This window comes from Vibrio gazogenes, assembly GCF_002196515.1.
Classification (GTDB): Bacteria; Pseudomonadota; Gammaproteobacteria; order Enterobacterales; family Vibrionaceae; genus Vibrio; species Vibrio gazogenes_A.
Window position 1 is genome coordinate 1,283,022 of sequence record NZ_CP018835.1, and the last position, 21,424, is coordinate 1,304,445.

General features: G+C 45.9%; 24 protein-coding genes. 10 read left to right on the top strand and 14 right to left on the bottom strand.

The genetic code is table 11. From position 1 onward, the window contains the following. Positions 1-106 precede the first annotated feature (106 nt). Genes BSQ33_RS05875 through BSQ33_RS05885 form a run of 3 tightly spaced genes read left to right on the top strand, consistent with a single transcriptional unit; the run spans position 107 to position 7,593 of the window. The gene (locus tag BSQ33_RS05875) at positions 107-3,334 is read left to right on the top strand and encodes a non-ribosomal peptide synthetase (RefSeq protein ID WP_088133628.1); all 3,228 of its coding nucleotides are present in this window, start codon (positions 107-109) and stop codon (positions 3,332-3,334) included. A gap of 1 nt (position 3,335) precedes the next feature. Next, positions 3,336-6,455, top strand: a complete 3,120-nt coding sequence (locus tag BSQ33_RS05880; RefSeq protein ID WP_198298158.1) for a beta-ketoacyl synthase N-terminal-like domain-containing protein — start codon at positions 3,336-3,338, stop codon at positions 6,453-6,455. Between the two features lie 10 nt (positions 6,456-6,465). Then, positions 6,466-7,593, top strand: coding sequence for an alpha/beta hydrolase family protein (locus BSQ33_RS05885; RefSeq protein WP_157721355.1), 1,128 nt, complete (start codon positions 6,466-6,468; stop codon positions 7,591-7,593). A 428-nt stretch (positions 7,594-8,021) separates the two neighbouring features. On the opposite strand, the gene BSQ33_RS05890 is transcribed toward BSQ33_RS05885, so the two are convergent. After that, on the bottom strand, positions 8,022-8,516 hold the full coding sequence (locus tag BSQ33_RS05890; protein WP_157721356.1) for a hypothetical protein: 495 nt from the start codon (positions 8,514-8,516) through the stop codon (positions 8,022-8,024). Between the two features lie 60 nt (positions 8,517-8,576). Here BSQ33_RS05890 and BSQ33_RS05895 point away from each other — a divergent pair, with 60 nt between their 5' ends. From BSQ33_RS05895 to BSQ33_RS05910, 4 genes are all read left to right on the top strand, one after another. Further along, positions 8,577-9,011: a hypothetical protein gene (locus BSQ33_RS05895; protein WP_088133631.1), complete on the top strand. Its 435-nt coding sequence runs from the start codon at positions 8,577-8,579 to the stop codon at positions 9,009-9,011. A 64-nt stretch (positions 9,012-9,075) separates the two neighbouring features. Next, the gene (locus BSQ33_RS05900; protein WP_088133632.1) at positions 9,076-9,375 is read left to right on the top strand and encodes a hypothetical protein; all 300 of its coding nucleotides are present in this window, start codon (positions 9,076-9,078) and stop codon (positions 9,373-9,375) included. A gap of 69 nt (positions 9,376-9,444) precedes the next feature. Further along, positions 9,445-10,926 (top strand): hypothetical protein, encoded by a 1,482-nt coding sequence (locus tag BSQ33_RS21950; RefSeq protein WP_232471956.1) that lies wholly within the window; start codon positions 9,445-9,447, stop codon positions 10,924-10,926. Positions 10,927-10,940: 14 nt separating this feature from the next. After that, positions 10,941-11,843 (top strand): hypothetical protein, encoded by a 903-nt coding sequence (locus BSQ33_RS05910; RefSeq protein WP_088133633.1) that lies wholly within the window; start codon positions 10,941-10,943, stop codon positions 11,841-11,843. Positions 11,844-12,014: 171 nt separating this feature from the next. Here the strand turns inward: BSQ33_RS05910 and BSQ33_RS05915 are convergent, their stop codons facing one another. Continuing rightward, on the bottom strand, positions 12,015-12,563 hold the full coding sequence (locus tag BSQ33_RS05915; RefSeq protein WP_088133634.1) for a hypothetical protein: 549 nt from the start codon (positions 12,561-12,563) through the stop codon (positions 12,015-12,017). A 152-nt stretch (positions 12,564-12,715) separates the two neighbouring features. On the opposite strand from BSQ33_RS05915, the gene BSQ33_RS05920 reads away from it, so the two are divergent. Continuing rightward, on the top strand, positions 12,716-12,925 hold the full coding sequence (locus tag BSQ33_RS05920; RefSeq protein ID WP_088133635.1) for a hypothetical protein: 210 nt from the start codon (positions 12,716-12,718) through the stop codon (positions 12,923-12,925). Positions 12,926-13,115: 190 nt separating this feature from the next. Here the strand turns inward: BSQ33_RS05920 and BSQ33_RS21520 are convergent, their stop codons facing one another. Beyond that, positions 13,116-13,271 carry a hypothetical protein gene (locus BSQ33_RS21520; RefSeq protein ID WP_157721357.1) on the bottom strand — a complete coding sequence of 52 codons (156 nt, stop codon included), beginning with the start codon at positions 13,269-13,271 and terminating at the stop codon, positions 13,116-13,118. A 1,266-nt stretch (positions 13,272-14,537) separates the two neighbouring features. Between BSQ33_RS21520 and BSQ33_RS05935 the strand changes: the two genes are divergently transcribed. Beyond that, positions 14,538-14,720, top strand: a complete 183-nt coding sequence (locus BSQ33_RS05935) for a hypothetical protein (protein WP_021019369.1) — start codon at positions 14,538-14,540, stop codon at positions 14,718-14,720. Positions 14,721-15,903: 1,183 nt separating this feature from the next. Then, positions 15,904-16,506 (top strand): hypothetical protein, encoded by a 603-nt coding sequence (locus BSQ33_RS05945; RefSeq protein ID WP_088133639.1) that lies wholly within the window; start codon positions 15,904-15,906, stop codon positions 16,504-16,506. A gap of 69 nt (positions 16,507-16,575) precedes the next feature. Here BSQ33_RS05945 and BSQ33_RS05950 read toward each other — a convergent pair whose 3' ends face one another. The 11 genes from BSQ33_RS05950 to BSQ33_RS06000 all read right to left on the bottom strand — a co-directional run bounded on the left by BSQ33_RS05950 (position 16,576) and on the right by BSQ33_RS06000 (position 21,150). Then, complete coding sequence (locus BSQ33_RS05950; RefSeq protein WP_021019365.1) at positions 16,576-16,842, bottom strand: RebB family R body protein; 267 nt, start codon at positions 16,840-16,842, stop codon at positions 16,576-16,578. A 67-nt stretch (positions 16,843-16,909) separates the two neighbouring features. Continuing rightward, entirely contained in the window at positions 16,910-17,095 is a 186-nt protein-coding gene (locus BSQ33_RS05955) for a RebB family R body protein (protein WP_021019364.1), read from the bottom strand. Positions 17,096-17,200: 105 nt separating this feature from the next. Then, positions 17,201-17,467 carry a RebB family R body protein gene (locus BSQ33_RS05960; protein WP_021019363.1) on the bottom strand — a complete coding sequence of 89 codons (267 nt, stop codon included), beginning with the start codon at positions 17,465-17,467 and terminating at the stop codon, positions 17,201-17,203. Positions 17,468-17,478: 11 nt separating this feature from the next. Continuing rightward, complete coding sequence (locus BSQ33_RS05965; RefSeq protein WP_021019362.1) at positions 17,479-17,739, bottom strand: hypothetical protein; 261 nt, start codon at positions 17,737-17,739, stop codon at positions 17,479-17,481. Further along, positions 17,736-18,176 (bottom strand): RebB family R body protein, encoded by a 441-nt coding sequence (locus BSQ33_RS05970; RefSeq protein WP_021019361.1) that lies wholly within the window; start codon positions 18,174-18,176, stop codon positions 17,736-17,738. Before BSQ33_RS05970 ends, BSQ33_RS05965 begins: the two co-directional genes overlap by 4 nt. 142 nt (positions 18,177-18,318) lie before the next feature. Further along, complete coding sequence (locus BSQ33_RS05975) at positions 18,319-18,612, bottom strand: RebB family R body protein (RefSeq protein WP_021019360.1); 294 nt, start codon at positions 18,610-18,612, stop codon at positions 18,319-18,321. Positions 18,613-18,670: 58 nt separating this feature from the next. Beyond that, the gene (locus BSQ33_RS05980; protein ID WP_021019359.1) at positions 18,671-18,931 is read right to left on the bottom strand and encodes a RebB family R body protein; all 261 of its coding nucleotides are present in this window, start codon (positions 18,929-18,931) and stop codon (positions 18,671-18,673) included. 108 nt (positions 18,932-19,039) lie between these two features. After that, on the bottom strand, positions 19,040-19,300 hold the full coding sequence (locus BSQ33_RS05985) for a RebB family R body protein (protein ID WP_021019358.1): 261 nt from the start codon (positions 19,298-19,300) through the stop codon (positions 19,040-19,042). 23 nt (positions 19,301-19,323) lie between these two features. After that, positions 19,324-19,599: a RebB family R body protein gene (locus BSQ33_RS05990; protein ID WP_021019357.1), complete on the bottom strand. Its 276-nt coding sequence runs from the start codon at positions 19,597-19,599 to the stop codon at positions 19,324-19,326. Between the two features lie 52 nt (positions 19,600-19,651). Then, a complete protein-coding gene (locus tag BSQ33_RS05995) occupies positions 19,652-19,858 on the bottom strand; it encodes a RebB family R body protein (RefSeq protein ID WP_021019356.1) in 207 nt (68 codons plus the stop codon). A gap of 113 nt (positions 19,859-19,971) precedes the next feature. Continuing rightward, positions 19,972-21,150 carry an AraC family transcriptional regulator gene (locus BSQ33_RS06000; RefSeq protein WP_088133640.1) on the bottom strand — a complete coding sequence of 393 codons (1,179 nt, stop codon included), beginning with the start codon at positions 21,148-21,150 and terminating at the stop codon, positions 19,972-19,974. Between the last annotated feature and the right edge of the window lie 274 nt (positions 21,151-21,424).

Here is a 21,424-nt window from a genome sequence, read left to right on the forward strand (position 1 = left end):
TAATGATTATTTATATCAAATTAATAAATACATTTATATGTAAAATATGATTAATAAATCATAACAATTGAAAATATAAAAATTAGATTTACAGGAATTCGTCAGTATGATTAGTACAGAAGGCTATGTCGTTTCATGTGCTCAAGAAGCCATGTGGTTTGTTGATGGGTTTCATTCAACCAGTCGGGAGAATGAAATTAGAATCGCATTTAAACTAGAAAAACAAACAGATATAACAATTTTATGTCAAAGATTCATGGATATTATCAATCAAAATCCTGAATTAAGAAGTCATTTCAGACCCAGCGACACGACGTTATTAAAATATAAAACGCCATATTTTAATATGGATGACGTTATTCAATCACATCAAGAAATAAATGAAGAAGAATTTATTAACAATGTATTACTAGAGAGATTCGATCTCAAAACAGACGACTGCCTAGTCAAGCTTCACATCAATCAAGTTAACAAAAAAAATCTCATTATAATTAGAGTACACCATATTATTTCTGACTTTCATCTGATTGAAACGATTATCAAACAATTATTTGAACATGATGTTAAACATTCATTCCCTGCGACAGCACTGAGTGAATTGCAGTGTGAATATATCGATAGTGATGAATACCATGATGACATTCATTTCTGGGTGGCGCAATTAAAGCAGAAGAAGACTGCGCTTGAACTATTACCAAATACGCCCCCTCACAATGACTTCAATGGCCATATAGGTAAAACTCAGATTCAAGGATCGCTATATTCCAATATCAAACACTACTGTGAGCACACAAGTATCAGCCCGGCACGGTTACTGAGTCAGATATTTGCGATGACATTATACCGGTTGAGCGGACAAAACGAATTCTGCATGGGTTTATCTGTCAGTCAGAGAAAGAGCTTTCCAGATCTCGGTTTAGGTTATGCCGTCAATGTGCTCCCTATCCCATACCATTTTTCACCAAATCAGACCGTCAGCGATACGCTCTCAACTGGCAATGAGATGATACTCGATGCACTCCGTCATAGTCGTCTCCCCTTAAAACGTATCGTCGAAGCCTGCGCACCAGAACGCTCACTAGGGGCCAATCCGTTATTTAATGTGTGCTTCAACTATCAAACACGTTCCCAACCCTACCAAGGCAGCCTGTCCTCTTTGTTGTATGGTTCTCAAGGGCAATCCATCACGATCAATCAGACAACCCTGGAGCCTTTCAACATCGAACAGATCGATTGTCAGTTTGACTTACTGATGGTGGTGGAAGAAATCACGGACGGATTTGATGTTTTTCTTCTCCATAAAGATAACGTGATCAGTCATGCAACTGCGGAAGGGATTTTGGCTAACTTTGTCCACTTTTCTGATATCTGCCTGCAACAGCCAGAACGGGCACTCTCCGAATTTGGTTTTACGCCGAATCAAACACAACGCCCATTGGCTCTCCAGTCCGGCAGCACCAATCGTACGCTGGTTGACTGGCTGAATGAAACCGCAGCAAAATATCCCGATCATCTGGCAATTCGCTACAACGATACGCAACTCACCTATCGGTCATTATTTAATCTGGCCGACAATCTGGCCCACCAGCTCATCGGATATGGCGTTCAGCGCGGTGACAAAATTCCACTGTGCTTCAACCCCGGCCCCGAAATGATTGTCGCGATCCTTGCCGTGTTGAAATGCGGTGCCTGTTATGTACCGATAAACCCTGCTTACCCCGATAGCCGTGTGGGTGATATTTTATCCGATATTCAAGCGGTAAACGGCTTGGTTGAAGAGAGCCTCACCGCAAGATTTGAACCGCTGCTGCCACGCGTGATCGTGCCTGACCTCGATGCATTGGCACAAGAGACGCCGAGCGGTTCCCTGACATCATATTTGCCGGAGTGTGAAGATCTGGCCTATATCATTTATACCTCGGGGTCGACCGGTAAACCCAAAGGTGTTCAGATTTGCCATCGCAATGTCGTTCGCCTGTTTACCACCAGCGATGATAGTTTCCATTTTTCTGATACCGATGTCTGGACGCTTTACCATTCATTTGCGTTTGATTTCTCGGTCTGGGAGATCTTCGGTGCGCTGCTCTACGGTGGCCGTCTGGTGATAGTGCCTTATCTGATCTCACGCAGCCCCGAAGAGTTCGCGCAATTGGTCGAGCAAGAACAGGTCACCGTCCTCAATCAGACTCCGACTGCCTTCTCCCGCTTCAGTGACAGTTGTATTCGCAATCAACTCCCATTGAATCAATTACGGGTAGTCGTGTTTGGAGGGGAAGCGCTCAATCTGGCGAGTCTATTACCTTGGTACAACACCTACGGTGAACGCGTCAGCCTGATCAATATGTACGGCATCACGGAAACAACCGTTCACGTGACCTATCGCAAGCTCACGCAACAAGACTGTCTTGAAGACCGGGGCAGCCTGATCGGAATGCCTCTGAATGACTTAGGCGTCGTGGTCATGGATACATTGGGTCACCCATTACCAATTGGCTGGCCGGGAGAAATGTATGTCGCCGGTGAAGGGTTAGCCAAAGGATATTTCAACCGCCCTGAACTCACGGCAGAAAAATTCATTGAAACATCGCTGGGAGGAGAAACGCGACGTTTGTATCGCTCCGGTGATCTGGCGCGCTTTATCAGTGATCAAGAAATTGACTATCTGGGTCGCATCGATCATCAGGTCAAAATACGCGGATTCAGGATTGAGCTCGGTGATATCCAGGCCAAGCTATCTCGTATTTCGGCCGTGTCTCACGCATTTGTCACAACCCAAAAAACCGATAGTGACACGATTCTCATCGCTTACTTATTGGTTAACGCTCCGATTGATTACGAAGAGATTATTCAAGAGATCACCGCCGATCTACCGGAGTACATGATTCCGCAACAATTCTATCTCACCGATGAAATTCCACTGACCGTCAATAACAAAGTCGATATGCAACGGTTGCATGACATTTCAACCAAATTATTGCCGACAGTCCGAAATCAGGTCACAGAGTCAGCAACAGAAGTCACCATCTTGTCGATTTGGCAGCAAATTCTCGGCCTCGACGAAATCGATCTGGAAAGTGACTTCTTCACCATGGGAGGAAACTCAAGCTCTATCTTAAAAGTGTATCAACAACTGAATCAACACTACCCCAATCAGTTATTGGTTACCGATTTATTTAAATACAGAAATATCCGGAGCTTAGCTCGATTTTTATCCGATAAAACCACAATAGCGCCCAACACAGAGACCGGACCGAAAAAGACGGCAAGAGCGCAGAAAAGAATCAATCAATTAAAAAATAGAAGACAACGTCAACCCCAATTAAATGGTGCATAAAATGAAAAAAAATGGCATAGAGGTAGCAATCATCGGAATTGCAGGCAAATACCCACAAGCTGATAATATTCAAGACTTTTTCGATAATCTTAAACACGGCAAAGAGTGCTTAACCACATTCACAGATGAAGAGTTACAAGCAAGTGACCCTTGGTACACTCAGGATGCAAACTACGTCAAACGAGCGGGCATCATCAATAACGCAACCGGATTTGATAATAAGTTTTTTAATATCTCGAACCGGGACGCGCTATTAACTGATCCACAACAGCGGATCTTTTTACAAACCGCATGGCACGCGCTGGAAGATGCCGGATGTGACCCATTTACCTATCAGGGGGATATCGCCCTGTATGGCGGCAGTAGTTCCAATACCTATCTGTCCCACCATATTTTTAATTCAGATTATCGCCATGAACTCAATCAATACCCCGTCGTTCTCGGCAATGAAAAAGACTTCCTCTGTACGCGAGTCTCTCACGCCCTGAACCTGCGTGGCCCAGCAATGACCATTCAGACCGGCTGCTCAACCTCTCTGGTTGCCGTTCATATGGCCTGCCAGAGTCTGCTCAATGGCGAGTGTGATATTGCCATGGCCGGCGGTGTGACCATTCGCTTCCCCGTCAAAGCAGGCTATAAATATCAGGATGGCGGCATCTTGTCGCCTGATGGTCACTGCCGCCCGTTTGACCAAGATGCCTGCGGTACAGTGGTCAGTGATGGCTGCGGTATTGTCGTGCTGAAATTACTCGAAGACGCATTACGTGACCGTGACCAGATCTACTGTGTGATCAAAGGATCCGCAATCAATAATGATGGTCAGGATAAAATGGGCTTCACCTCCCCCAGCATTTCAGGACAAACTCGTGTTATTGAAGACACATTACAATTATCCGGTATCGACGCCGGTCAGATCAGCTATGTAGAAACCCATGGCACCGCTACGAAGCTGGGCGATCCGATTGAAATCAATGCCCTCAAAGAAGTTTATAGCGGTCATCAAGGTCAGAAAGTAAAAATCGGCTCGGTCAAAGCCAATATCGGCCATACCGATAGCGCTTCAGGCATCAGCGGATTGATCAAAGTCGCACTGATGATGAAACATCATACCCTGCTGCCCCAGATTCACTTTAATCAACCCAGCCCACTGCTTGAACTCGACAACAGTCGCTTGGAAATCAACACCCAACTGGCCGACTGGTATGATCATGACAGCGATATACGCTATGCAGCCATCAGTTCTTTCGGTCTGGGTGGCACCAATGCCCATATGATTGTTGAGTCTGGCGATATCTACCATTCCCCTTCACAACGCGCACCATCCAAACCACAACATCTATTGGTGTCTGGCCGGACAGCACAAGATTTGATACACAATAGTCAGCAAATTGCAGCAGCGGTTCAGCACTACAGCGATCAAGATTTGACAGACATTGCCTATACACTGGCAACCGGAAGACATCACTTCCCATATCGTCAGTGGGTCCAGGCCGCGAATATTGACGAGCTACATCATCAACTCGCAGCGTTCACCGAAAATACGGTTTATCAGCCCACCGGCATTTGTCGGATTAAAATCTATCAAAACCAGGAGCTGACCTTACCGGAAACCTTCATTAATCATGCTCACTATTTCAACTTTGCGGAACTGCCAGAAAAACACCGTTTCCTTGCAGAATTATGCGCACAAATGGTCGTCGAACCATTAGACGTTGAAATGATCTATACCAATGAGCTGATTGATAAAGTGATGATTCATGCCTACAACGCCGACATCAAAAAAGTGGCAGAGACCGACTGCGAAATTTCTTATCTGAGCAACGACGATGTATTCAATATACTTTGCTGGTTATGGCAACAGGGTCTGACCATCCACTGGGAAAAATTCTACGCGGTTCAGCCCGTTCGGAAAATCTCACTGCCGGGCTATGCGTTTAATCAAACCGTCTTTGAAATTGAGCCGACTTATCTCAGCAACGCGCTCACCCCCCAACCAGAGGCTGAACAGCCAACGTCTGACGATTCAGCAGTAACATTGGAAAGTATTCAAGACAAAATCCGCCAAATCTGGCTTGATGACTTAGGCGAAACGATCCCTTCGGCTGAAACCACCGACATCTATGAGTTATGCGGTGACTCATTTACCGCACTTCAGATGAATATTGAGCTGGAGGATTTCTATGAAATCACACTGTCGAATAAGACTTTCATTGAAAACAATACGTTAAACAAAATCTCTGAAGTCATTTATCATCTCAAACATGGCAATGAACACTCTACTTTTGATGAGCACATTGTCTGTTTCAATGACCAGGGAAATCTAGCACCAATATTCCTGATTCACCCGGCAGGCGGCACCGTCATGGGCTATAAAGAAGTCGCACGTAACCTGCCAGAAGGTCACCCTGTTTACGGGATTCAGTATCCCTTCCGTGATGAAGGCAATGACATCATGGCCATGTGTGATTTGGCCCGTCACTATAATGAAAAGATTACCGCGCTTTATCCCACCGGTAACCTGATCCTTGCCGGTCACTCATTCGGTGGCAATGCGGCACTGGAAATGGCGCTTCAGTTCGAACAAACAGGCAGAACCATCGAGCAAGTGATCATGTTTGACAGCCACCCACCGCAAGCATACTACTCGAATACCGTCTTCAGTGAACAACGCTTTCTGGCATCATTTCCTATCATCTGCGGCATGTTCTTTAACACCAAAGAACCGCTCAATGATATGCAAAGCAACACCCTTGAAGAAGTGGTCGATTACCTCAAACAAAAAGGCTGGGTACCTTGGGGATTCAGTACCGAAGAATTCAAGTTGTACTACGAACTATGGCGCAGCAATCACAATACCTTGAGAACACATATGCCATCTCAGAAACTGAAAGCAGATTTAATCTTCTTCAAAGCAGCGGTGTTCCAACCCCAAGAAATACTGGATGTGCTGAACATCTCGTTGGTTGAAGGCACCGAAATTGAGCAATGGCAGTGTTTTGCACAATCCACGATCAAAGAATTCGAAGTTCCCGGAACTCATTACACCATTCTGGACAAAGAAAATGTCAATGTGATCGCCAATGTATTGCATGAATTACTCACTGTTGCCATCGCAGCTTAGGAGAAACAAGATGACTCAACCACGCCCATTCCCAAAAGGACAGACGCCAGCCCGATTAAACGCCCGGGGAATTGATTTTTCGGACTACAACAAAATTGATTACCAAGTCGTTCGCAAAGGTCAAGACTACCTCGAAACCTGCTGCTCACTGGCAGCGCACCTCGATGAAGTAGCCGGCGAAAAACTCGCTGCCGGACATCAACTGAGCGCCTGCCGATTATCATATAAAGCAGCGGCTTTATACCGAATTGCCCATTACGGGCTGCTAGAATTTGATGAAGAGAAAGCAGCGTTATATCAAAAAGAATTAGACATTTTCTCCCGCGCACTGGCGCTTGATAACCGCTTTAGCGCAGAAAGAACCGAAATTCCCTACAAAAATGGGCAATTGGTCGGCTGGCTGATGAAGCCATTGAATTGTAGTGATGATGTCCCTGTTGTGATTGCAACCGGTGGCATAACCGGCTTTAAAGAAGAAGTCCATTATGTGATTACCCATTTTCTCGAACGGGGAATCGCGGTCTTAAATATTGACGGTCCGGGGCAAGGAGAAACTTTCTACCACTATAACATCAGTGTTGAACCCGAATCAGAACAAGCCCATGAAGTGATGATTGATTACTTGCTCAATCGCGCTGACGTCGGCAACGATATCGCTCTATATGGTTTATGTATGGGCGGATTATTAATGGCCAGAACCGCAGCGGTACATCAGGATAAGGTCAAAGCCATTATCTCGATGGGTGGCGGCTATGAGCTGTCAAGCTGCATCAAAGAACATCCTCAATTTGAAGCGGTATTTGCCTATCGTGGCAATATAGCCATTACCGATGTCCATCCATTTATCGATCGTTTCGCCATGAATACACTGTCCACGACCATTGATTGTCCGCTGTTGATCATTCACAACCGCCCGGACTTTTTAATTCCGTCATCGAACGTTAAGCGCATTTATGAAGAAGCAACCGCCACCGATAAACAACAGGTCTTCTTTAAAGGTGCGGAACACAATGCACATAATGCCAATGCAGAAGCTTGCGCGCTGGCTGCCGACTGGCTGGTGGAACGATTACTCAATCGTCAGGAAACCAGTGATGCTCCGGCACAAGCCAGACCAGCCGACTTGGTGGCAGGATAAACAATCAACACCGTATGAGCCTTGCATTCGCAAGGCTCATTTTTATATATCACCAATAACCAATGACATGATGCAATATCGGCTGAAATCTCATCCTAGCCATCATAAAACTGTGCTAACATATAAGCGTCTATTTGCATAGACGTAAATTCAATTTAATCCCTGATTCCAAACTCATCTATTTCTTTTAGGGCAGCTGAACCATGATATGGGTATTTTTACCGCTGATGATTGTACCTTTCCGCTGGAAGTCATTTGATATCTCACAATGGCGCTTTACAGTTTACTATCTGTTGTATGCCATTTTTCTCACGCAATTTTATCACGCGCCACTCTCACCTTACCTCGGCAGTTTCTATCTGGGCATTCCGGCAATTTGTTATGTCTCATTTCTGTTTCCCAATTTGCAGAACTATTATCCGGAATCATCAGTCAGAATGCTCAGTATCATCGGGCTCTCGATGGCCTTTGCTGTTTTGCTTTACAGTTTGCTCATCAACAGTACCTGGCGCTAAATCATCCAGCGGTGGATCCTGCTCTGCACCATGCGTTGAACCATGCTCGCCTGAACTCGGTGCAAGTCCCGATGTTGCCTGCGTGATTTGTTTGGGGATCTGTTGGATAAAAGTTTTGATCAATTCCTGAATCAACTGATCCGATTCATCTTTCACCCGATCCAGCGTCCCCAGTTTCAGTCTGAACAGATGAATCGATGACTTCACCTTCGCCATCTGTGCCAATTGCTTCGGCGTCAGTTTCTGCTGCTGTTTCGGTGGCTTCGGTTTAAACGCTTTTTCGATTTGCCGTAAAATCTTATTCGTATCGGTCATCGGGGAGCACTCTTCAATACCGCCTACCATTGATATTAACGGTTCTTCCTCACGAAATATCGGTGAAACAACGGCAATATTCACGCATTTCACTGAGTATTCCGGCCCAGAAATCACATAATCAAAGCTCGTTTTATTTTTCGGAAAGCTCCTATGATCAAAATACCTTCACGTTGGCTTTTCATCCTGTTCTTCTTACTATCGGGATGCACCGTTCAGCTCGTTGCCGACTATGATCCACAAACGATGTTGAAAATTCAGCAAATCAATAACCAAATCGATCGGCTGTACATTCAGATGGCAGTGTTACCCGCCAAAGAACGCCGTTATGACCAATTTCAGCATCAGTACTTAAATATTGATGTCGAGATTCGGGGATTTGTCCGGTTACAGAAGTGGCGAAAAATGAATGAAGAGACGTATAAACAAGCGGAAATTCTGGCCAAGCTCTGGCAACAAGACATGGCTCAGCATCAAAAGAACGGTTATCTCTCAGATTTTCTGCTCAAACGCCACCGCGCGCAGTATCAGCGGTTGCTCGACACGATCGCTCAGGGTGAACTTGCGAAAAACACCTCACATTCCTGAACATCAATCACCACCGGCCTTGACGAACTCATGGCTATGATTCACCACTGACAAAGGAGTCTTTATGTCCTTTTCCATTGATACGATCGTCGATCAGGTTGCCGCACAATTCGGGCAGTCCCCCTTAAAATCAACCATCGAAAATACGCTCAAAGCCAGCCTGAATCAAAAACAGGGAGAATTTGAAGCGCTACAGACTGCATTACAAAACGGAGAGCTGACGCAAGAAGAGTTTCAAATCGAAATCGAACGGGAAAAAGCCCTTCTGGCCGCAGAGATGGAAACCCTCAAGATCATCGCCAAAGCCGAGGTCCAAAAAATAGTCAATCAGGTATTTCAGGCCATAACCAGTCAGTTGAAATAACCCGGCACCGACCATTACCAATCATCATCACCGGTACGGACTGACAACACAGGTACAGGAGGAGAAACCATGAGACGCGTTCGAATCACTCGTATTATTTGGGTTCCGTCCGGTTACCATCTCGTCCGCCGTATCGCGAACCGGACGGCAAAACCGCGTTCAAGCTCAAAGATAGCAACCTCTCACAACACAATCTCACAGCCGCAGCAAGCGGCTGAGGCCCTGACGCAACCAACCGAGCCGGATACGGTGCTTGTTACACCATCCGAGACGCAAGTCTCACCAGAGAGCCCCACCCAAACGGAGGACTTTCAGACAGCACCAGAATCGAGTGAAATTGCTTCATTTCCAGAACAATGCAACCCTTATCGTGATTTTTTACAGCATTTACCCCACTATTTAGATTCGATGCCAACAGGCACATTTGTGACGTATTCCCCTACGGAAGCACTTCACTTATCGCCAAGTCCATCCGATTTATCTGAAAATACCGCTTTGCCACGCCCTCCATTGACCGAGCGCCCGAGAGCACCCCGTGACACGCCGGCACAATCCTCAGACAGCGATTCAGCGCATCAATCCGATGATGAGAATGACGATGAGGAGCCCCGGCATCCGGCAAAGCACAGTGGGTCAACCCCACACCTCCGCCTCCTAACCGGCATCCGCCATGTACTGCGAGCATCAGCCGTTTGTCATCCTGCCTCATTACCGGCAACCGCCTCGGCCCCGATACACACAATTTCATCAGAAAACCGTCATTACGCATCCATTCAGCCAAGTTTCTCGACACCAGAACCTTTAGGATCACTCCGTCATGACTCAACTTGGAGAAAGAGAATGAGACAATTGCTATTTCGCTTATGTGAAGCCGCTGATGGCCGTCACTTTGCTTTCCTCACTGATCAGCCAGATGTTGAAGACTTATTCGACAACGGCTACAAAGTTGCCTATAAAAGCCACGATAGGACGACCGGTAACGGTATACTGGCGCGCTGGAAAAAAGCCTATTCGGTAAAATCAGTCAATTACGAGCAGTTGCCAGAACAAGACGGTTTACCGGATGGTGTGCAAAGTGCCTTCGATATGATGATTCGCAACTTAATCCCCGGTGTTGATATTTTCTTCTGTGATTACAATTTGGCCATTGAAGCCGATTTACCCATCTGTAACCATATGATGGAACAATACCGCTCCACTGACTTTGTACTCTTCTCCTGCGAAGAGTTAATCGGTAATGATCCCACCACCCAACCTTACATGGTCTCTTATGCTGCACCTCGTTATCAAAATGGCGGTAATACCAGTAGTCAGCATCGAATTTATTGTAAAACCGACGCTTTTGCTTTTTGCCAGTCCATTCATGCCATTGTGGTTCAACGAGAAAAAGATGCCCTGAGCGGTGGACATATTCGCACTGAAGTCGATAGCTATGTTGGCGAGCCGCCCGTCGAAGCCGCAGTTGCCGAACAAGTCATCAATCGATTTGTCGAAGCTCTGCCGCAATACAATAGTTCAGTCAAAGCGCTGAAGGCGCCACAGACAGAATAAGTTCTGGAGAGGGTATGAAAGCAGAACGACTGTATTATGCGGCCTTAAGTGCCGCATTAATGGCAAAGGCTGAGCCGGCACTCGCCCAACAACTGGCCTACCAACTCGCTTATCTCACCGCCAACCCAAGGTTGCAGGGACATTCCGTGCTCACACCATCACATGATGCCGCAACGGAGCAACCATCAGTCAATGATACGGCGCCGACACATCAAGCATTTGCTTCACCGGCTCAGCGCTCACAGCAATCCCCGCAACGCTGGCCGATTAATCCACTCAACCACGTCGATTGGCTCGCTGGCGGCCGACTGAATGAACGTTGGCTCCAACAGCAGAAGTTTGCCACTGGCAGACAACCACACACGACGACACACACAATGCATCCACCGTCTCAGGGCATCCTATCCACTCCGTCTCCCGCAGGCGAAGAACGAATTCTGAACCGGATCAATGATGCCATCATGCGGGCATTGGTTCAGTCAGACCCTGATGCGCAGCATAAATTTGCGGTGGCACTATTTGCCTGTCTTTGCCATCATCGCTGGCCCGCACCTGATGCTGAACGTGAAATCTACTGGCTGATGATGCATTCAGTCCGCTGTTACCTTTACGGCACCCGACTACAGTGGGGCAAAGCATTCGTCGATAGTACCGAGGCCAGACAATCCCGAAACCCGATGTATCAGATCGTGTCAGAGTGCCTGAATCATCCACCGTCTGGACGCTCGCAAATCGGGCTGAAGCAAGTGATGATGCAACTGAGTCTATTACCACCGATCCTTCAGATACAATGTTTAGGCCTCGGGATCACCTATCGGGATCCCCATGCAGCCGCAACGGACAAATGCAGCGTCTTACATGATGTGCTTCATCCACCGGCACTCGATACAGCCTTGGGATGGTTTTGGGGGGAATGATTGTGGAGCGCTGTCGTTTGGTGAACAGTCATTTGGTGAATAGTCATTTGGTGAATAGTGAATGACCAACTATGACATGCTTAAAATCATCTTTGAGCATGTCATGTCGCTGAAAGCTAAATTGTGCGTCAAACGTCGATGCTGGGGGGAACAACAGTTGATTGTGTCACCCTATTTCCAACTCATCACACTATCGTAGTTCTCACAGTTCTCTACAGCATCAGATGCATTGGTGATAAAAACTTGCTGCTTCTCCGAAACCGGATAACTGAGATATTCAGAACACAGGGCACTTTGACCATTACCGACAACAACTTTTGTGCCTGCCTTCAATGTACATTTCACCAACTTATCGAGTGGTGACCATTGATAACAAATCTCATAATCTTGTCTATATGTCGCTGTCTTGCCTGACGGAAATTGAAATGACCACCACTGACCAAACTGACTATGAGGGTTGGTACTATTCCATGCACGATAGACTGTAACTTTATCTGTGCTTTCATAAACTTCCCCTTGACATAACTTCCCCTTCAACGGCTCACCAATGGCCTGAGTAAGCAGCGCTGAGTCTTGAACCAACTTAAACCGGCTACTTAAATCACCGGTAATGATAGTACTACCGACACAAGATGACGGTGGAACTTGTTCGGTGTTCTTCGGTTCATTCGCACACCCCTGTATCGCAATGATCAATGCACCGATTAAAATCCTTTTCATGTAAATTCACCCATATTTGATTCATAGTCACCAAGGCATCACAGCGTCTTTTAACCAGACGGTGCCTGTATGATTTTGCAAGAAGATAAAGTATTTATATTAGTCTGTTTTGGGCACAGAACACCGATGTTTCAGGAATCGAGGAACGGATTGTGTGTCAAAATTTGGGGCCGGAAGGCTGGGAGATGAACATTGTGGCGCTGCTGTTTGGTGCGCACTTGATTTTGCCGATTCCAATCGCATCTCCGAAAGCGCCCCAGATACTTTTGCCCAGCAGCAAAAGTACCCAAAAGTGCCTTGAGTTTAAGTTCAGAGCGTGTAATCAGGGTCGGATTGATTCGCTCCTGCTCAAGCAATCCTGAAAAATCGTCCTGATTTTTCACCCTGAGTCCTGTGACCAAATTGGCTTTTTGCTATGTTTCACCCAACTCAAATCAACCACCCAACCAAGAAAACCATTCCGGGAGAATGGTTAGGCTTTTCCGGGCAAGACGCCCGTAAAAGGCGGTTCTGGACAACGTGCGACACCGTCAAACAAACAAGATTTTCTGGTTACTCTTGCATCTTGGCAAGAGTAACTGGCGCACAGAGCACCAATGCTTCTGAAATCGCAGAACGTAATTGTGCGTCAAATTTCGGGGCCGGAGGCTGGGGAGATAAAAATAATAGGCTGCTGGTTTGGTGCGCAATCACTTTCCTCGATTTCAATCGCATCTCCAACAGCGCCCCAGATACTTTTGGCGTTCCAAAAGTACCCAAAAGAACGGTTTAGTTCGTGAGCGCTAGCCGGGTCGGATTGATTCGCTCCTGCTCAAGCAATCCTGAAAAATCGTCCTGATTTTTCACCCTGAGTCCTGTGACCAAATTGGCTTTTTGCTATGTTTCACCCAATTCAAATCAACCACCCAACCAAGAAAACCATTCATGGAAGAATGGTTAGGCTTTTCCGGGCAGGACGCCCGTAAAAGGCGGTTCTGGACAACACGCGACGCCGTCAAACAAAAAAGATTTTCTGGTTCGTCTTTCATCTCTGAAAGATGAACTGGCGCACAGAGCACCGATGCCTCTGAAATCGCAGAACGTAATTGGGCGTCAAATTTCGGGGCCGGAGGCTGGGGAGATAAAAATAATAGGCTGCTGGTTTGGTGCGCAATCACTTTCCTCGATTTCAATCGCATCTCCGAAAGCGCCCCAGATACTTTTGGCGTTCCAAAAGTACCCAAAAGAACGGTTTAGTTCGTGGACGCTGGCCGGGGCGCTTTTATTCGCTCCTGCTCACGAAAAGCTAAAAATTCATCCATGAATTTTTACCCTGAGCGCATCGATCAAATTGGCTTTTTACTATGTTTCACCCAATTCAAATCAACCACCCAACCAAGAAAACCATTCATGGAAGAATGGTTAGGCTTTTCCGGGCAGGACGCCCGTAAAAGGCGGTTCTGGACAACTCGCGACCCCGTCAAACAAAAAAGATTTTCTGGTTCGTCTTTCATCTCTGAAAGATGAACTGGCGCACAGAGCACCAATGCTTCTGAAATCGCAGAACGTAATTGGGCGTCAAATCTGGAGAGCCGGAGGCTGGGAAAAACAAACACTGAGACCGTATCTCTCTCCAACATTTTGAAATCACTCGCAAAAATGACACATCAAGAATTAGAAAAGGATGAAATTCAACAACATCACTCGCGTTTCACACTGCGACGACTCGTCAACATCCCTGATACCACTTACGCTACGCAGGCACCGAAAAAAACGGTGTCGGGATTGGAACACCGATAAAACTCGATAGCACATCATATGCTGAACTTGTCTCAGTATTTTTTTATGTGTAGCCTTGCTCAATTATGGTGAGCTGGCAAGGCAGCGTATGCTGGCCGTACTTCGAGGCGGTTGTTCCAACCTTGTCCAGCCCACCACCTAAAGATTGGAACCTTTGCGTGGTGGGGCAATTCATATTCTCGAAGAGGCTTTTCCATGTCAAAAACCAACCTCGATTTACACCTGACAGCTCGCAGCTATCTGATTGATTGTCTTATCACCAATTCGCACCCCAGTATCGTTCAAAATGAACTGCGAGAGGTTATCCTGTACCTCAATAATCTGATTACCTTTGATGAAATGAATCTGCGGAAAGAAGAAATCATGCTTGATGAGTAAACCAGTGGCTGATTGAAATAAATCGGAGTGGCATCAGCCTCAACTGAGTGTCACTCCTTTCTAAGCTGCCTATGCGGCAGTGAACGGAAGAAAGAGAAGTGAAAATGTTTGGCTTGATTTCTAAGCTGCCTATGCGGCAGTGAACAATGAACATATCACGAAAAAATAAGCGGCAGCAAGCGGTTAGCGGCAAAAACCCTTTTTTACCTTGTTAAAATCGCCCTTCTGTATCTTACTGTTTTTATTAATTATTTTTTAGGGACAAAAAAAGAAGGTCTAAACGATTTAAATTTTACCCTGAGCGCATCGGTCAAATTGGCTTTTAAAATGTTTCACTCAACTCAAATCAACCACCCAACCAAGAAAACCATTCATGGAAGAATGGTTAGGCTTTTCCGGGCAGGACGCCCGTAAAAGGTGGTTCTGGACAACACGCGACGCCGTCAAACAAAAAAGATTTTCTGGTTCGTCTTTCATCTCTGAAAGATGAACTGGCGCACAGAGCACCAATGCTACTGAAATCAGAAAACTCAATTGTGCGTCAAATTTCGGGGCCGGAGGCTGGGAAGATAAAAATAATAGGCTGCTGGTTTGGTGCGCAATCACTTTCCTCGATTTCAATCGCATCTCCGAAAGCGCCCCAGATACTTTTGGCGTTCCAAAAGTACCCAAAAGAACGGTTTAGTTCGTGGACGCTAGCCGGGGCGCTTTTATTCGCTCCTGCTCACGAAAAGCTAAAAATTCATCCTTGAATTTTTACCCTGAGTACATCGATTCTATTGGCTTTGTATATGTTTCTCTGAATTCAAATAAAATTCTGAACAAAGAAAACCATTCATGGAAGAATGGTTAGGCTTTTCCGGGCAGGACGCCCGTAAAAGGCGGTTCTGGACAACGTGCGACCAAGTCAAACAAAAAGATTTTCTGGTTACTCTTGCATCTTGGCAAGAGTAACTGGCGCACAGAGCTCAGAAGCCTCTGAAATCGGGAAACTCAATTGTGCGTCAAATCTGGAGAGCCGGAGGCTGCGAACCCCATGCAACAGAAAATCGCCCCCAACACCAACCAAAACCTGAGTTTTAAGAACTCAGGGAAAAACACCGAGATCCGCCCCCCCCAATCACTTACAGTCATCACTGTACACCACACCATCATCGATGAATCCATCATGTAAGGAGCACAGATGAACGCCCAACAACTTCTCACCTTTTTTGCCGAACATTATGATTTTCAGCGAGCCAATCAGTATCTTGCCGATCCAGAGATCCGCACCTTCGCGAAATCCTGGCTGACGGTCGAGCTGGGGCAGACGCTGCAACAACATCATCCGAATTCAAATCTCACCTATACACCCCGCTATACCGCCGACGACAACTACCTTCACTACCAAGAAAAGGCGGATCAGATTGAAGTGTGCAGTAAACGGCAGGCTTCTTACGCTGATTTCGGTATTCGACAAGAACATAAATCCGTTTGGTATGAAATATTCTCAATGCATGAGCAACAGTTTCGTCACGCCCGTGAGCGGCAGAAAATGCACATGAATATGGCGCGAGTTACGACTTTTCAGCGCTATTTGCAAGGTGATCGGGTCTGTTTGCTGAGTGTCTTATGGGGCGCTTTTGATACCCAAGATGCCGCAATGCTGGCTGAGTTTGATCATCGATCACGCTGTACCTATGCCTTAGATTCACAGCGGACGGGGAGCGGGCAGATTTCGCGGTTATGTCAGATTGATAAGCAAGCCAACCCAAGACTGATTCTGGCGGCCTATATGCCTAAGTAATATGCCAAATGTTCAAACTCAATCACATTCAAACCCAGATCATCAGCGACTGAAATGAGGTGTGCTGCCTCAATCAAATTTCTTCGCGACTTCTGCCGCTTTATTCCCCAGCTCAGAAAAATTCGCAGTCCCTTTTTCCATCACTTGCTGAGCTTGTTCGATGACCTTGATATATTTTTCATCACCGGTTGCCAACAACTGTGACAATGCCACCCCAATCGCAGTGGTACTGATCGTATTGAGGTTGCGGAGATTATCGACAGCATCCTGAACGGCAATCGCCGTTGACTGTGCAACGGACTGTTTCGCCTTGTCAGTGGTTGATCCTTTCGACATGGTTCCTCATCAAAGCATCGCGCTGAGTCAAGATAATGCGTCAAACTGCGACGTCACTCGTCATCGCTTAACCTTGCTGTAAAATCAGGGCGCAAGCGGTGGAAGTTGAAGCGTTACTGATGGCTTGCATCCCCTGTTGAATCGTCACTGCATTTTGCATATGCAATCCCATAGTATCTGACATGGCAGATTCGGTCAGTTGGTTGATCATCTCATCGACCTGTTCCAGATCGGTATTTTCCTGTTTTGCCATGATGTGTTCTCCGTGGAGGAAAGAGGAACGGCTGGTTTAAAGGGGATTCGCCATTCACACACCTTGGTTTGAATGGCTGCCCCTTTTGCTGACCAATGCCAATGACTAACCTTTTTCGACGATATCTTCGGCTGCACGACCCAATACCGCAGTGCCGATAGCCGTCAGTGAGTTGATCCCCTGAACCGTTGCCGATTGCATCGTGATACCGGCTTGTTGCTGTGCCGATGTCGCATTATGGTTGAGATTCGACATTGCCAGACTCATTGCAGTATAGAGATTCCCCATCGCATTAGCTGGAGAACTCGCCAGTACCTGCGTATTGGTCTGAGTGATTGAGTCCGTAATTTGTTCGTTCACTTTTTTAGACATAATTTCCTCGTTTATGCGTGCTGCTCAGGCAATACCTGCTGAAGTTGCTGATTGATTTTTTGCATTTCCTGCTCGATCTGGGTGTGAACATCTTCAAACATCTGGTTCACTTCCTGATGAACCTTTTGGATATTTTCGCCCATCTCCAATGCCTCAAATTGATCCTGATTCTGGCGAACCATTTGCTGAATCTCTTGCATCTGGTTTTCCGTGGCTTGCTGAATCTGGTTCAGTCGCTGCTCGATATCGGTGGATGATGGTTGATGACTCATTCTTGTGTTTCCTCCGGCTGTTGTTTATTCCGTTTTAAAAACTTGAATAAGTTAAAACGCTTGGTTGTTTTGGTGTCTACCGCGGTATTGTCTGATTCACCGGCATCCGGAGACAAACGATCTGACCCATCAACAAAAATCGCGGGCTCGGGCTCTGCATGCGAATCTTTTCGGGATGACGCTGACATCGCGGGAGACTGTGTTTGCAGCAACCGGGCACAAGCATTGGTCACCGACGCTGCGGTTGTCATTTGTGACTGTTGTTGATTGGTGATCGCGTTATACATCGATAGCCCCAACGTATCTGCCAATGTTGTTTCCAACAGGCTGGTCGGCTGGGCGGTATATACCTGCAATGTATTGAAATGTTCAATCGTCTGCTGGGGTAACTCCTGGCGCGATTCATTTTCATAACGGGGATTCTGCTCTTGCATCATCGTCACTCCTTGATGGTTGCTGATGATCCTGATTTGCGATGAGGAAAATCAAAGATCATGACGTGGATTGAATCAGGATCTATCACTCATATCTCTTCCCTTGTGTGGCTTCGATACGGGATCGTCGTATTGGTCGCAACGATTATTTGGCAGAGTCGTACAGCACGGTGGCAATTTTTTCCCCGACGACGCCAAAGTTATCCGCACCATGGGTCACGACTTTTTGAGCCTGTTCAATGATATCGGCATACTTCAAATCGCCGGTCTCTAACATCTGACTCAATGCGGAACCAATTGCCGTGGTACTGAGCGTGTTGAGGTTACGCAGGTTGTCTGTTGCATCCGATAATGCCAGTGCAGTCGATTGAGCAACCGACTGAAACGCAGAATTGAATGCACTTTGATCCGGCTCAGGAGGGCGTACAGTGTCTTTCATCCTATGCTCCTTTTAAGTACCTTTGCCGGCGAATCCGGCAAAGGTAGTGAAAGCATGATTAATCTTTCTCAATAATGCCTTCAGCGCTACGACCAACAACCGAGCCACCAATAGACATCAATGAGTTGACGCCCTGCACTGTGGCAGCCTGCATCGTAATTTGCGCTTGCTGCTGAGCAGCCGTTGCATTATGAGCAGCCGTTCCTAACGCTTGGCCGGTTGACATCAGTAAGTTACCCATTGCCATAGCTGGGGTTTCACCAACGACTTTGGTATTGACTTGTGTGACCGAGTCAGTCACTTGTTCATTTACTGGCATTGTGATTTCCTTTTACGAGTTAATTGATAAAACGGTGTTCTGCTCATGCCACTATTGGATTTTCACCACAATCAGATCTCAGGCAGAACGAGTTAACACATCATGGTGTTAACCTTTTTCAATGATGCCTTCAGCACCCCGCCCAATGACGGAAGAACCGATGGCCATCAAAGAATTGACGCCCTGCACGGTCGCGGCCTGCATGGTAATCTGAGCCTGTTGTTGCGCCGCTGTTGCATTATGTGCTGCATTACTTAATGCATGGCTGGTTGACATCAGCAGGTTGCCCATTGCCATCGCGGGAGTTTCCCCGACAACTTTTGTATTCACCTGTGTTACAGAATCGGTGATTTGTTCATTCACTGGCATAATATTCTCCTACGTTCACTGAATTAGCTTTTCTTCTTACTACTCTGTTCTAGAATGAGCTCGACACTACGACCGACAATTGCACTACCGGTACTCAGCAATGAATTGACACCCTGTACTGTCGAGGTCTGGTGGACCAAAGTTCCCTGCTGGTTCGCGCTTACACTGCTGTGCGCTGTCAGCCCCATCGCATGGCTCGTGGAAATCAGCAGATTCCCAATCGCCGCAGCCGGTGTACTGCCAACGGCTTCCGTGTTGACTTGGGTTACCGAATCAGTAACCGCATCATTTACTGGCATAGATATGCTCCTCTTAGTCATGAAAGATGACGATTCATCCTTCAAAGCCGGTTCAGGACGACGAACTTTTCAGTGCAATGGCGTAAATCAAACTCGAACTTAGTGCAGTGTTGGTTACGACAATTGTCTGTATCTGCTGCTGAACCTGAGTTGCATTCTCTGCGGCTCTGCCAAGTGAGGCAGCAACCAAATTCAACTGCGTGTTTCGTGAAACCTTGGGTGTCAATTCGCTTAACAACTTCTGAACATCAATTTCCATCTTCCGGCTTCCTGACGCCATCCTGTGACTGAGTTTCATATTAGAAGTAAGGCGATTGGATAACTTGGCTTAACGGATGAATAATCACGGCTGATCTAGCAATAAATCGGTGATTAGTGGGCGACGAAATAGTCGTGTTCCCGGCGTTGTTCTTGTCGGAACTCTCTTGGCGTACAACCGGTATAACGTTTGAACATTTTTTCAAAATGACTGAGGTCGCCAAATCCGGCACTCATACACACATCGGTGATCTTGATCAGTGGGTTGGTCATAATCAGACGTTGGGCTTCACGGATCCGGAGCTGACACAGCATCGATTTAAATGAAGAGCCCAGATGTTCTCGGAACAAATATGATAAATGAGAGGCACTGGTATAACTGGCGGCGGCGATTTGGCTCAAAGAGATGTCTTCGTGGAAGTGTTCACTTAAAAACAGTAATGCTTTGGTTAATGCCGGATGCATGTTGGTCCATGATGATTGCTCATGACGGAGTAAATGCTCGATCAAATCTACTTTTGGCGTTGCTTTTTGACAGAGTCCTAAACGCGCCAGATCATCCGTGGTGATCTCTGTTTGATCCAATGAAGTAATTAACAATAGTATATTTTGTAACTGGCTAATATTGCCGGGCCACTCATATTGTTTCAGTTGCTCCCAGGCATCATCAGAAAATAAAACTTGGCGTTCAAATCGGCCCAAGATGTATTGGATATGCTGTTCTATATCTTGTTTTCTCTCACGTAATGGTGGCAAGTGAAAATTAAACTGAGGTACGGAAGAACCTAATATTTTGGCAATAAACTGTTGTTCCGAAGGTAAGTTATAAAAAGGTTCTGTACAGGAGACAATTAAGCGAATTTTATTTTTTATTAATGCGTCCTGAAATGAATCTTGTGTTAATAAAAAAATCAGTTCGTCTTTGAACGAGGGTTCTAATTTATCGACTTCTTCCAGATAAATAGAACCATTCCCAATTTGCTCAATACAATGACACAGATAGTCACGATAGGTTTGCGCATTATGAAGATTGGCGGGAATACAGATGAACGGTTCTCGGGAGCGTGCACTGTGATAGTGGATATTAAATGCCACATCTTTTTTTTCACACCCCGTTTCACCAGAGATGAAAACAGGAAAATTGACTTCTGAGGCAAAGCGAATTTGTTGTTTAATCCGCTTCATTAAATTCGAATCACCAAGAATAGGATAGAAAAAATTTTTATCGTGATTGACAGTTTCAGAGGTACGCGATGTAGATGAATTGTATAAGTGATATGTCTTATTTATCATTGTTTAATTCCTTTTATTTACCATTGACGTCAGCGTTTTATGCTAAACGGGACAATCTAGTTAATATTGGAATTTACAATGATCTTTACGGTTTAAATGATGTTCATAATATTTATACACATTGTGATTTTTCGCCACTAATTATCATCAATAACATTTAAAACATTAATATTTATATCAAATTTGTGACTGTTATTTTATTATTTAGGTACTTTATCATTTAGTTAATTTATCATTAATGATGCATTCATTAATTTAATGTTGCTAGAACGAT

Excerpts from the sequence above, each read along its gene's own strand:
- BSQ33_RS05970 (WP_021019361.1), bottom strand. The coding sequence starts at position 18,176 with ATGATGCAAGAGCAGAATCCCCGTTATGAAAATGAATCGCGCCAGGAG.
- BSQ33_RS21950 (WP_232471956.1), top strand. The coding sequence starts at position 9,445 with ATGAGACGCGTTCGAATCACTCGTATTATTTGGGTTCCGTCCGGTTAC.
- BSQ33_RS05900 (WP_088133632.1), top strand. The coding sequence starts at position 9,076 with ATGTCCTTTTCCATTGATACGATCGTCGATCAGGTTGCCGCACAATTC.
- BSQ33_RS06000 (WP_088133640.1), bottom strand. The coding sequence starts at position 21,150 with ATGATAAATAAGACATATCACTTATACAATTCATCTACATCGCGTACC.
- BSQ33_RS05955 (WP_021019364.1), bottom strand. The coding sequence starts at position 17,095 with ATGGCAAAACAGGAAAATACCGATCTGGAACAGGTCGATGAGATGATC.
- BSQ33_RS05975 (WP_021019360.1), bottom strand. The coding sequence starts at position 18,612 with ATGAAAGACACTGTACGCCCTCCTGAGCCGGATCAAAGTGCATTCAAT.
- BSQ33_RS05895 (WP_088133631.1), top strand. The coding sequence starts at position 8,577 with ATGATCAAAATACCTTCACGTTGGCTTTTCATCCTGTTCTTCTTACTA.
- BSQ33_RS05885 (WP_157721355.1), top strand. The coding sequence starts at position 6,466 with ATGACTCAACCACGCCCATTCCCAAAAGGACAGACGCCAGCCCGATTA.
- BSQ33_RS05915 (WP_088133634.1), bottom strand. The coding sequence starts at position 12,563 with ATGAAAAGGATTTTAATCGGTGCATTGATCATTGCGATACAGGGGTGT.
- BSQ33_RS05960 (WP_021019363.1), bottom strand. The coding sequence starts at position 17,467 with ATGTCTAAAAAAGTGAACGAACAAATTACGGACTCAATCACTCAGACC.
- BSQ33_RS05950 (WP_021019365.1), bottom strand. The coding sequence starts at position 16,842 with ATGTCGAAAGGATCAACCACTGACAAGGCGAAACAGTCCGTTGCACAG.
- BSQ33_RS05880 (WP_198298158.1), top strand. The coding sequence starts at position 3,336 with ATGAAAAAAAATGGCATAGAGGTAGCAATCATCGGAATTGCAGGCAAA.
- BSQ33_RS05935 (WP_021019369.1), top strand. The coding sequence starts at position 14,538 with ATGTCAAAAACCAACCTCGATTTACACCTGACAGCTCGCAGCTATCTG.
- BSQ33_RS05945 (WP_088133639.1), top strand. The coding sequence starts at position 15,904 with ATGAACGCCCAACAACTTCTCACCTTTTTTGCCGAACATTATGATTTT.
- BSQ33_RS05910 (WP_088133633.1), top strand. The coding sequence starts at position 10,941 with ATGAAAGCAGAACGACTGTATTATGCGGCCTTAAGTGCCGCATTAATG.
- BSQ33_RS05985 (WP_021019358.1), bottom strand. The coding sequence starts at position 19,300 with ATGCCAGTGAATGAACAAATCACCGATTCTGTAACACAGGTGAATACA.
- BSQ33_RS05980 (WP_021019359.1), bottom strand. The coding sequence starts at position 18,931 with ATGCCAGTAAATGAACAAGTGACTGACTCGGTCACACAAGTCAATACC.
- BSQ33_RS05995 (WP_021019356.1), bottom strand. The coding sequence starts at position 19,858 with ATGGAAATTGATGTTCAGAAGTTGTTAAGCGAATTGACACCCAAGGTT.
- BSQ33_RS05875 (WP_088133628.1), top strand. The coding sequence starts at position 107 with ATGATTAGTACAGAAGGCTATGTCGTTTCATGTGCTCAAGAAGCCATG.
- BSQ33_RS05990 (WP_021019357.1), bottom strand. The coding sequence starts at position 19,599 with ATGCCAGTAAATGATGCGGTTACTGATTCGGTAACCCAAGTCAACACG.
- BSQ33_RS05965 (WP_021019362.1), bottom strand. The coding sequence starts at position 17,739 with ATGAGTCATCAACCATCATCCACCGATATCGAGCAGCGACTGAACCAG.